The organism is Patescibacteria group bacterium (genome assembly GCA_041675205.1).
GTDB lineage: Bacteria > Patescibacteriota > Patescibacteriia > GWA2-46-9 > GWA2-46-9 > JBAYUF01.
In genome coordinates this window covers 39,581-51,444 of the sequence record JBAYUF010000001.1, presented here as the reverse complement: position 1 = coordinate 51,444, position 11,864 = coordinate 39,581, and the positions used below count along the sequence as shown (strand labels likewise).

The following is an 11,864-nucleotide window of genomic DNA, read 5'->3' as shown; positions in this document are numbered from 1 at the left end:
TTACTGCTTGGTCTGGGAAATTGCCTCGACCACCCGACTGTCGTCTTTCAAATTCTCCCAAAACAAAACTTTACTTCGTTCAATGTGCATGGCATCTTCCGGTCCGTGAAGCTCCTGACCAAGCTTAATCAAGTTTATGTTTGGCTGTCCTTGTGGTGGCGCACCTTCCGGTGTGGCTGCCTGCTGCAACCCCTGTGATACCTGTAAGTAGTAGATATCGGAAAGGGTGACGTAACGACGATTTATCCCAGACAACTTTCCAAAATACACTTGGCCGTTGGCCAAAAAGACGGCTTGCCATTTGCCGCGACTCGGGAATGGACCCGTTGCATTCACTGCGTAGGCGGCGTAGCCAGCAACCAACACACCTATGACGAGTAAAAATGTTGTGAATAGTGAACGCAATCCTCGCCGCGATAATTGGCGCTGCTGACTATCGTCACTGCTCATTGGCGCCGTTCGTAAAATCGGCATAATTCAAGTAGCAAAAAATTAATAATGTAAAGAAAGTGTAGCATTTCTTTTTCAAAAAACGAAGTTGGGTGCCACTGGCACCCAACTTCTTCGTCTACTCTTTATACCTTCTACGGAGCAGGTGCTCCACCACCACTTCCTTGATCAGTTCCACCCGTTGTCGGTGCGCCACCACCCGGTTCATCAAGTCGGTCAGGACTTGGTGCTCCGCCACCGCCTCCGCCACCACTAATACCTCCACTAAGGCTTGTACCGCCGGTTGTAGCCGTACCCCCGCCGGGTTGATCAAAACGACCACCAGTCACATCAGGCGCTCCAGGAACACCAAAGGGCCAACACGCACTGTTATTCCCGGCGTTTGTATTCGTTGAGTGCGAGGCCACAGAACTTGACCCTGGCGCACAGCCAGCGTTCTGAACAATCGCGAAGAGAACATTCGAGGAACCAGTGAGATTAAGCAGCCACTGATCACTACTTGAACCAGCCCCGACAGTACTTGAGAAAATACGAATGTTGTCGGGAATAGCTTGACCACCCGTAATCGTCAGCACACCAGCAACCCCAAACGTTTTGGCGGCCGCAAATCGAAGATACTTTCCATTCGCAGTGACGCTGAGTGAGTAGAAGTTCGTACCGTTTGAGCCACCAATATTTGACGTTTCCAGTAACCCCGCACTGTTCGTAAATGCAACGGTACCGTTTGAATGAGTGAATGTACCATTGTTGGTCCAGTCACCATCAACATTGAGGGGGCTACTAGCCGAACCAAGGAGCGTACCGGCAATTACCACGTCTCCCTTTACTGAGAGCGACGGGTCACTTGCGTCGAGGTCAAGGGTACCGGCAGTAATAGTTAAATCATTGTTCACCACTGGACTCCCCGAACCAAGCGCATACGTTTCGCTCGCATTGTTCACTGTAAGATTGTAGTAGGTTGCTGTTGGAATGGTTGTTGTTCCACCACCATTGTCACCAGTAAATACAACGGTCGAAGTTGAAGGAGTGAAGGTTCCGGTTTTGACAAGCGGTGTACCAGAAGTGCCGGAGAGAGTGATAGTGCGAGTCGAACCGTCGAGCGTGGCTGAGGCGCCAATGGTAAGGACCCCTGAAACAGTTGTGTCCCCTGCTACGTCGTAAGTGTCGCTGCCAGTAACCTGGAGGTTATTATACGTAGCCGCTGCAACGTTGGTGTTACCGCTAGCATTGGCACCACTATAGACAACGGTCGAAGTTGAAGGGGTGAAGGTACCGGTTTTGACAAGAGGTGTACCGGAGGTGCCGGAGAGAGTGATAGTGCGAGTCGAACCGTCGAGCGTGGCCGAGGCGCCGATAGTAAGGACACCCGAAACAGTTGTGTCTCCTGCTACGTCGTAGGTGTCGCTACCAGTAACCTGGACGTTGTTGTACGTGGCCGCTGCAACGTTTGTATTGCCGCCAGCATTGGCACCACTGTAGACAACGGTTGAGGTTGAAGGGGTGAAGGTACCGGTTTTCACGAACGGTGTACCAGAGGTGTCAGAGAGGGTTATGGTGCGAGTCGAACCGTCGAGCGTGTTTGTACTAGCAATAGTGAGGACACCAGCAATAGTGACATCTCCGGCAAGAGTTGTTGTGAAGTTGCCTGACACTCCATCCCCAATCGACAAGCCACCAAGAGTAATTGTTCCTGCCGTCCCACTGCAATTGGAGCCATTGGAGCCAATACAATTTGCTCCGGCTGACGAACTAAGAATTGTTGTGGTCCCACTGGCTGATTGAGTGAGCGATTGACTTGCCGCAACCTTAACGCTACCAGAACTTGAGATACTCGATAAACCAACTTGTAGGTTACTCGTATCCATGGCCAAGGTTCCACTGGTCACCGTCAGATCGTTATTCACAATGATAGCACCCGCCGCAGCGAACGTACCCGTACCATTGATGGTCAGATTGTAGTAGGTCCTTGCACCAACAGAAGCACCGCTTCCGCTGGTATAGGTAACCGTAGAACCAGTCGAAGCGGTAAATGTCGTAACAGACAAAACGGTACCAGAACCGGTCAACGTTAGGGTATTGGCATTCGTTGTTAATGCTCCGGCTCCGGCTACGCTGGTCATTTTAGCATTCGACGAGAGAGCATAGGTCCCAGAAATTGAAACTACACCCAAATCCTGTGCGCTAGCCGTACTGTCAGTAATTGTCTTCGAGGCACCAGAAAACGTCGTAGTACCAGAACCTTTTGTATAGGTAACACCACTCGACAATGCAATGTTTCCACTGACGTTAATGGTTGGGTTATTGCTCGCGGCAGAAACTGTTCCAGTAGTTACATTTAAGTCTAGTACTGCCAGGGTACCGCTCGGCAATACTGCTGTGCCAGAGCCAGACAGATTCAAGACGTTATACGTAGTCGCTGCAATGGTAGGTGAACTACCGCTATACGTTACGGTTGAGGTTGAAGCGGTAAATGTACCTGTCTTTACAAGTGGTGTACCAGAACCAGATAGCGTTACTGTGTATGTTTGGGCGTCTAGGGTGGCGTTTGCGCCAATAGTAAGGACCCCCGAAACAGTTGTGTCTCCTGCTACGTCGTAGGTGTCGCTACCAGTAACCTGGAGGTTGTTGTACGTGGCCGCTGCAACGTTGGTGTTACTGCTAGCATTGGCACCACTGTAGACAACGGTTGAGGTTGAAGGAGTGAAGGTACCAGTTTTGACGAAGGGTGTACCAGAAGTGCCGGAGAGGGTGATGGTACGAGTCTTTCCGTCGAGCGTAGCTGAGCCGCCGATAGTAAGGACACCCGAAACAGTTGTGTCCCCAGCGAGGTCGTAGGTGTCAGCGCCGGTCACCTGAAGGTTGTTGTAGGTAGCCGCTGCAACGTTTGTATTGCCGCCAGCATTGGCGCCACTGTAGACGGTCGTAGCCGTGCCGGTTGGTGCATGTGTACCACTGACGGTTAAAACAGTGCCGCTTGTCCCACTTAACGTTATCGTTCCGGCTGATGGAGTAAACGTACCCGAAACAGTAAAGAGTCCACTCACTGTTGCTGTTTGCGTTCCTGTTGTAATAGTTCCGGAAACGATGAGGTTCGAATACGTTAGGTTCGTTACTATTTGACTAGTACCACTGTAGTCAACCGTCAAATTTGTTAAGGTTGGCGCTGGGGTGGTGTAGGCATATTGATTAACGAATGCTGGGATAGTTGTCGTTCTTGTAACTTTAACTGTCCCCGACCCCGTGAGCGTTGCCCCCGTTAAGGTAACAACGTCGCTTGCTCCTGGTGTAAAGGTGCCGTTTACGGTCATGGTGTGCGAAACAGTGAAACTACGAGTACTTGCTACAGTGCCTGAAATGGTTAGGTCATAGAACGATTCACTGGTTGGGGTACCAGTAATTTGTTTACTCGTACCAGACAAGGTCAGTGTTCCCGTGCCGGGAGTAAAAGTACCAGCGTTAGTGAAGCTGCCAGCCACGGTCGTAGTCGCTGGTGCGGTATAGGTACCCATAATGTGCACATCGCCATTAGCCGTGACGGTGCCACCTGGTGCAAATGTCTTACCCGTCCAAATATGCAACTCGTAATCGCTATCAACGGTCAGTACACCGGCATTGGAAGTAAAATGAATGTCTGAATCGTTATCCTTGTCGTATTGCCCAAGATTCGTATTCGTTATGGATGAACCAGTTTCATAACGAACGACCAACTGATTTTGATAGAGGGAGAGGCTCGACGTATTACTACCATCAGAAACCGTAACGAGGGCTGCTGAGCTACCACCGTTAGTGTCCAAATAGACAGTGATTACATCGCCTGAATTTACAACGACAGAAGAAACGCTAAATACGCCACTACTAGCCGTTGTGCTATACGTGCCAGCACCATTTACTTTAATACGCACCGTTGGTGTGCCGGTGATGCCTGCTCCACCTTCGGTCGAATACACCGTACCAGATATCGTTGCGCCGCAACTGGCGGCACTTCCAATTGACCAGCTTGTGTTATTGCCGCCGTCGGTAGAATAGGTAGCGCAAAATGCCACGCCGGTATTGGTCGAATAAGAAATGCTTGCGTAACTTACGCTTGCCGCAGTGGGGTTAATAGTCCAAGCACTCGTCGTTGAAGACTGTAAAGTTATTAACTGAGAAGCTGAACCAGTGACAGTCCACGTGCCAGTTACTGTAGTGGTAGTGCCAGCGGTAAATCGAATGGTGCGAGCCGCAGCAGCTGTCGCCGTAAGGTTATAAAAGGTTGTATTACCTGCGATGACTTGGGTAGAACCGCCCGCCCCACTCAACGTAACGGTATACGTGCTTGGCGTAAATGTTCCGCCGCTATTCGTCCAGTTACCGGCCACACTAAAATTACGACCTGTTGCAACGGTGGCGCCAGAAGCAATAGCAACGCTATTGAATGTCAGTGTGCCGGCACCCGCTGCTATCGCCGTGCCACTTGTCATGGTCATGGTAATGGTACCTGCCGAGGCAGTGAAATTCCCCGCCCCAGAAATACTCGTCGACAAATCAAAATTGGAACCAGTGGTTATCGTGCCTGAAGTAAGCGCTAGGGTCGTAATCGTTAGGGCGCTCGATGTCGCAGCATTGTTCGTTATTGAACCACCGGTCTTCGCCATAGAACCACTAAAGGTCGCTCCAGAATTAACTACAAACGCGTTTGCAATGTTAGGGGTCCCTGTGCTGGTCACTCCGGCACCAGCGATGGTTACATTATAAAGATTCATGGTTGCCACAGAAGCTGCGGCAATTGTACCGCCGGTCATAGTGAGGGTCGGAGTACCCCCGTAGGTGATTGTATTCCCACTAGTAAACGGACCCGCACCAATGCTAGTTGACACTGAAATATTCTGATTAACTGTTAACGTACCGCTGGTACCTACCCACAACGTTGTAAATCCAGCGTTAGGAAGATTGATGGTACCGCTACCACTAAACGTGGTTGTCCCCGTACCAGCTGTTAGTGTCCCGCTCCCTGATATTTGACCATTACTTGCAATTTGAAAACCGTAGTTAACGGCTGTTCCAGATATTTTTAGATGGTAATAATTGGCGTTATATACGGGTTGATTTGTACCTGCATATTCAGCAATTGAAGTTGAAGCTGATGAGGCAAGTGCGCCAGAACCATAAAATGCAGCGTCATGGCTAGTCCCGCCACAGGTGGTGCCGTAGGTACAAGTAAATTTAATCGTTCCATTATTTGTAACCGTTGCATCTGTTATAAAAAAATAACCGGCCGTTAGCGTAACCCCGCTATTAATCGTTACATTATCTGCACTAGACGTGGCGTGATATTCATCGGTAACTGTTAATGACTTCTGAAATGTTAGGGTGTTTGTTGAGCCATAGTAGTTGGTAGTAAAGGAGGCAACCGTTGTTGGCAGGGTCCCGTATGTATTATTGTCCCATAAGAATTCTTGCGACCCATTTGTATCGGTAAAATTAATTGAATCCCCGTCTACTGGGAGTGTGTTGCTATTCCAGTTGCCTGCGCAGGATGCGTACCTGTTCGTGCCGGAGCCACAACCACCGCCACCATCCCATGTTTTTGCTGCGGCATAGGTTGGCGTCGGCGCGGCAAAAATAAAACCCAGACCCACAAGTAACCCAACGACAAAAAACGAACGAGCTAAGTAAGATTTAGCCGTTACTGAATTTTCAAAATTTCTAGCCGAAACTTTTCGGCCTACCGCCAACTCCTCTGCTGTATGAAAAAGGTGACCGCCAAGAAAACGTTGTATCATAAAAGTAATAATATTGATTTTTTCTTTATTTTTTTGATTTTCTGCATACATTGTAACACGTTTCTCAACTTTTTTCAATAGCAAAAAAGACGGCTGGCTGCCGTCTTTCTAACGCAACTAGTATACGCTCTGGCGAAACTCAACTTTCGGGAACTATTTCGACAACTGGTTCATCTGCTGGTGCCACAATTTCTGCACTCGGAACTTCTGGTTCGACTGTCGCTACACTCTCGGGAGTAACAGTATCCGTACCCTCTACTGATTCGACCGATTCAACATCGGTAACCGCCTCTTCATTCTCCACCACTACACTTTCTTCTACTGGCGGGACGTTGGTAATTTCTTGACTAGTCGCTGGCGCATCATAGACAACAATCGACGTACTCTCATTTATGCCCACGGGCGCATAGTCAGCCGGTTTAGCAATAACCAAATAGTGCACCGTGGCGCCGCTTACTAATGCCCCGTCAAGCGACGTAGTGCGTAGTACGAACCCTGTATAATTTTCCTGTTCATCTTGCAGTAAACGAAGCACCTGCGCGTGAACTGGCATTTCGCCCTCGGCGGTTAATTGCACCACTGGCTTACCAGTACCAAGCGAGTATTCAAAATCAATGCGAGCTTCGCCAGTGGCATCGGTGTCAATGCTGCCAGCGAAACTATCGTTCTCGATAACGAGTACGCCGCGGAGTGCCAGATCCCCTTGGGCGTTCAATGTCAGTAACGTTGTGTCGGCATTCTGAACACTAAAGACCGGAAGGGTCATATCGGTCGTCAGAACATTTAACGAAAACGCGCCATCATTTTGTACGAGTAAGCGATTTACCCCGTCAGTCTGCAACTGCAGCAAGTCCCCGCTTCCTTGTTGATTAATAATGGAAGCGGTTGTCACTGCATCAACCAACAACGTTGTCGTTGCTGCACCGCGCTGCACGGTCACATTACCATCCGGATCAACAACCGTTGTGGGGTCAAAATAGAACGGAGCAATAAAAGTAATGACTGTTCCGATGTCGCTACCGTCAAACCCTGACAACGCTTGCCCAAGCACCATGCCCGGTTGCGTGGCTTTCATGGCCACACCGGGAATCGATGAAGACGTCAGGAGATCGCCAGTTTGGATTGCCCCATTTTGTGTGCTCACCTTAACTGGCACTCGACCAGCCAAGGTTACCGGGCGTGGATTTTCTGCTTCCGAAAATACATTGTCTGCATACAGTTGGTTTGGTTGTGTCGAGATGACGCCGATGACCGAACGGGCATACGCAGCGGTCGACTTCTCCACCCATGCCTTTGTGGTAAACAGACCGTCAACCGTTGCGACAGTTGCCGTACCAGTTACGACAACGACATCTCCGGCGGTAATCGTTGGGTCAGTGGTACCAAAATTTTCGGCTAAGTCTGAAGGGGCGCCTGAGCAATCAACGATTTCGTCATTTGTCGCGTCACCAGCAGAGGTGTGACAAAGCCCATTCGTGGTAGCCGTACCGGTCAAGCTAACAAAAGTGCTGCCGTCGTCATCAACGGTAAATTTACTAACACTCGCATTTTTTAAGCTGACAAAATTACCGGAAAAGCTACCTGAGCCAGTTCCAACATTCCCTAAGTCCATGGTTAAACCATTGCCGGTTAACACGCTGCTTTGGGTATAAAAACTAACAAGATCGGCAGAAGTAATGGTGGCGCTATAGGCTCTGAGCGCATTTCCATTCGCCGTCCCGGCGGTTTCCGCATACACGCCGGCCGGCACCGAAACACCGGCGGCTGAACCGTAGGTAACGCCCTGAATACCAAACGTTTTTCCAAAGGCAATGACACCAGTGTTTACGCCCGTCGTGTTGGTGCCGCCATCAGCTTGAACTTCAAGGGCACGAACCGTATTGGCGAGGCCCGTATTGTCGGTCATACGAATAAATTGACCATCAGCAGTTGTGGCGGTCGAGGTGTTCGCCACCGACACTTCCATACGATTACCAAATTGATAACCGCCACCCGAAGGGTTAATGGTGAGCGATGACTTCATGCCCGCTATGGCTGTGGCACCATTGCCGGCCGTTGAGCCAGTAATGTGGAGCACGGAATCAGGGGCCGCATTACCGATGCCAATACGTTTATTGGTGGTGTCAACGTTCAAAATATTCGTACCATCCGTCTGCTGAATTTGGATTGCCGTTACGGCATTTGCGCCAGGCTTAATCGCGATGGAGCCGGTTGACGTGAAAATTGGAGAGCTAACTGAGGTCGAGCCAACTACAGTAACGAGACTCGCGGCGCCACTCCCGTTGATGCTCCACTGGGCATCAGTTATAGCAACGTTGTCATTAGCCTCACCAATGGTAATGGTATCGGCGTCGGTGTTGGTGCCAATTTCAATTGTGTCGCAAGCAGCACTGTTGCAGAGCGATACTGATGTAGCGTTCGTGTTACCAATATTCACCGCAGCAGCGCCGCCAGTGTCGAGTCCAAGTGCGGCAGCGCCGCCAGAGAGAATGGTGAGCGCAGCCGTGCTGTCGTCGTCAGCTGCAGTTATGGTTACGGTGCCGGTATCATTTCGACCAAAGAGGAATGTGGCGTCAGTACCGGTAGAAAGTGTTTCACTATTTTGCAGCGTGAGCGTGCCGTTCACGAGGGCCGAAGTAAAACTGGCGGCACCAGCGGCGCTGACCGACCAGTTGGCATCAGTTAGTGAAACGTCTGCATTGGCGTCGCCAATGGTAATGGTGTCCGCAGCAGACGAAACACCAACTTGAATCGTTCGAGCACCAACTGCACCGGCGCCGTCCCCCGTCGCCGCTACCGAGATAGCGGTGTTCCCATCAACTTGAAGAGCAAGTGTGTGTGCACCAGCATCAGCCCCGCTTACCGGCATGTTAAGTGTTAATGTCGAACCATTATCGGCCGACTGCAGTAGAGGAGTTGTAACTGAGGTTGAAAACGTAGGATTAGCAATGACACGAAGCGCGTTTGACGCAACTTCAAGATTTGTGCCAGTGAGGTCGGTGAATGCATCACTGTTCATGGTGAATGTTTGGCCGGCAGTGATGGTGAGGCCATTAGCAAATGTTTTTGTTCCACCAAGTGTTTGAGCGTTGGCGGTTACTATACCAGCGTCAGTACCGGAAGCAGCACCAATCGCTAAAGAAATTTCGTCTGGAGCTGGTACTGTATTCAAACTCCAATTGATAGCCGCGGCAGTCGCTGAAGCAACCACATCAATAAAATTACTGTCGGTCGTTGCCGAACCATTAATTGAAACGCTATCTCCAGCAGCTCCACCACCATCCACTGCGCACGCCCAGACCCCCGTGCCTTCTGTCCATTTTAATATCTCTCCGTCAGAACAACCTTGGAGGAGCCCGATCTTATCAGAAATAACTTCAAGTCCTGAATTAGAGGAGGTGGCACCGGCACCAGCATTGGTAAGTTGCAGAGCATCACCATCAAGATACCCAGCCGCAACGGTGATAGTAATGTTCGATGACCCAGCTTGCAGTGTGCCGGTGGCATCAATGTTACCCGAAGATGTCACTGCCCCGGCGTTCCAGATGCCGGAGGTGATGGTGCCAACGGCGGCGATATCGGAACCCACAAGTTTAGAAGCGGCAATGGAGCCGGCTAAGTCGCCGTTCGCCACGGTGCCATCCAGAATCATAGTGCTCGTGACGGTGCCGGTGTCACCAGTACTAATGAGTGTGCCGGCCACATCCGGGAAAGAGATGGCACGGGCGGCGCTAGCGGTGGAGGAAAGCGTGGTGGCGTTCACTCCAGTGCCAATGACGAGGCCGAAAGCAGCGGTTGTGGCGGTGAGGAATGTTCCTTGCATAGCGCCGCCGGTGATGCTGTCGGCACCAACGTTAATGGCACCAAAGTTAGCAGTGATGGAACCAGCATCTAAGGCGCCCGTGCCAGTGATGTTGGTGAACGTACCAGCGGCGAGATCACCGTTTGCTACGGTGCCGTCTAGAATCATGGCGCTCGTCACTGAGCCGGTGTCGCCAGTGGTGATGACCGTGCCAGAAACGTTTGGCAGAGTCCATGTTCGGTCAGCAGTGAGGTCGGCAGAGGTGAAGATACCGGCAAACGTCGCGGCGCCACCGGTTGCTGGGGAAATGCTGATGGTGTCGGCGTTGGCGTCTGTACGAGTGAAGGTGATGAGGCCATCAATGGCGTTCGTAATGGTTTCTGCGTTCTGCAGAATAACGCCACCAGCAGCAGTGGCGGTCAGCGTGGTGCCCTGAATGGCGCCCGAAGATGTCACCGCCCCGGCGTTCCAGATGCCGGAAGTGATGGTGCCTGTGCCAGTGATGGCGGTGGCAACTGCATCATTGGTGTCAACGAGTGGTGCGTCTTTGCCTGTTAGACGATCAAGTTCGGTTGCTGCAATAGTGCCGCTACTCGTCGTGATACTATTTGACCCAATTGCCAGAGCAGTACCAATCTCGGCGTCAGATACATCGAGGGCAGTAGTGATAGTTCCAGCCAAGGACTGAATTTTAAGAGCAATGGGTTGCGCGGTATCGGTGTCAAGATTATCAAGTAAGAAAAGCTGGGCGGGGCTTGTGGCGCCACCATCGGCACGGCTAATTGATACGGTTGAGGTTGAATCGGCGGCAATAGAAATTGCAAAATTAGAATCAGTTGCTGTGTTGGCCAGAGTAAAGGCCAGGTCACGAGCGTTTGAAGAGGTAATGGCGGCACCGCCATCGTACGCTCCTTGGAGTGACGCTGAACCGCCAGTAGCGTCAACCGCACACGCCCAGACATCGGTCGTCTCATTCCATTTCAATACCTCAGAATCACTACACCCTTGCAATAAGCTAAGCCCATCAGCAGCCGCTTCGAGGCCTGAACCAGTAGACGTTGTTGCGCTTGCTCCATCTGCACCGGCGAACAGTGTTAATGCGTCGGCATCGATAAAACCGGTTGCGAGGGTAAGTGTTACGTTACTGGAACCGGCTTGCAGAGTACTCGCGGTATCAAAGACCCCCGCAATAGTTAGCGCACCAGCCGACGTGATGGCGTTTGAGGAAGAAAAAAATTGAATGGCACCAGTCCCGGCACCACCTTGCAACGTGAGCGTGTTCGCACCAGTAACATTTAATTGCGGGTTTGTGCCACCAAGAAATAGATTGCCGGAGGTGAGCACAGGAATTTGACTGCCTGTGGCGGACTGCGCGGGAGTAAAACCACCAACAGTTTCTGCGTTGATGGCGTAGCCTGAAGCAACCACCCGTTGCCGAGGGCTAAGCGTTTCAAAACTAACACCGACACAAGAACTTGAAACTTGTGGCGCAACCTCAACGTTCAAGTAGCTTGTGTCTGTTGTCTGAAAATCAAAATCTAACGTGTCGCCGCCGGCTGCCGTGTCGCCAATACCAACGTTGAAAATGCCATTCTTTACTTCAACCGTCATGGTCGAGGGGGTGCCGGATGGCCACAATTTTGTATCAGGCGCACCAACCGTTGTATCTGAATATAAAGAGAAGCGGAAACAATAATTTGTCCCCGAGCCGCCAATGAGGTTGCTACTTGCGTCAAGTAACCTCCCTTGATGATTAATAATGTTCGGTACCCCTGTTGCCGCAAGAATGTTCCCTGGCGTAAAACCAGTTACCACAAGCGCAACAACAATCACAAAGGACGAAATCCTTC

Annotated in this window: 3 protein-coding genes; all 3 read right to left on the bottom strand. The window is 50.9% G+C overall.

From position 1 onward, the window contains the following. Positions 1–450 carry a hypothetical protein gene (locus tag WC052_00245; protein ID MFA7286089.1) on the bottom strand — a complete coding sequence of 150 codons (450 nt, stop codon included), beginning with the start codon at positions 448–450 and terminating at the stop codon, positions 1–3. Positions 451–584: 134 nt separating this feature from the next. Then, on the bottom strand, positions 585–6,212 hold the full coding sequence (locus tag WC052_00240) for a hypothetical protein (GenBank protein ID MFA7286088.1): 5,628 nt from the start codon (positions 6,210–6,212) through the stop codon (positions 585–587). Between the two features lie 139 nt (positions 6,213–6,351). Beyond that, positions 6,352–11,847: a hypothetical protein gene (locus tag WC052_00235; protein MFA7286087.1), complete on the bottom strand. Its 5,496-nt coding sequence runs from the start codon at positions 11,845–11,847 to the stop codon at positions 6,352–6,354. Positions 11,848–11,864: the final 17 nt, after the last annotated feature.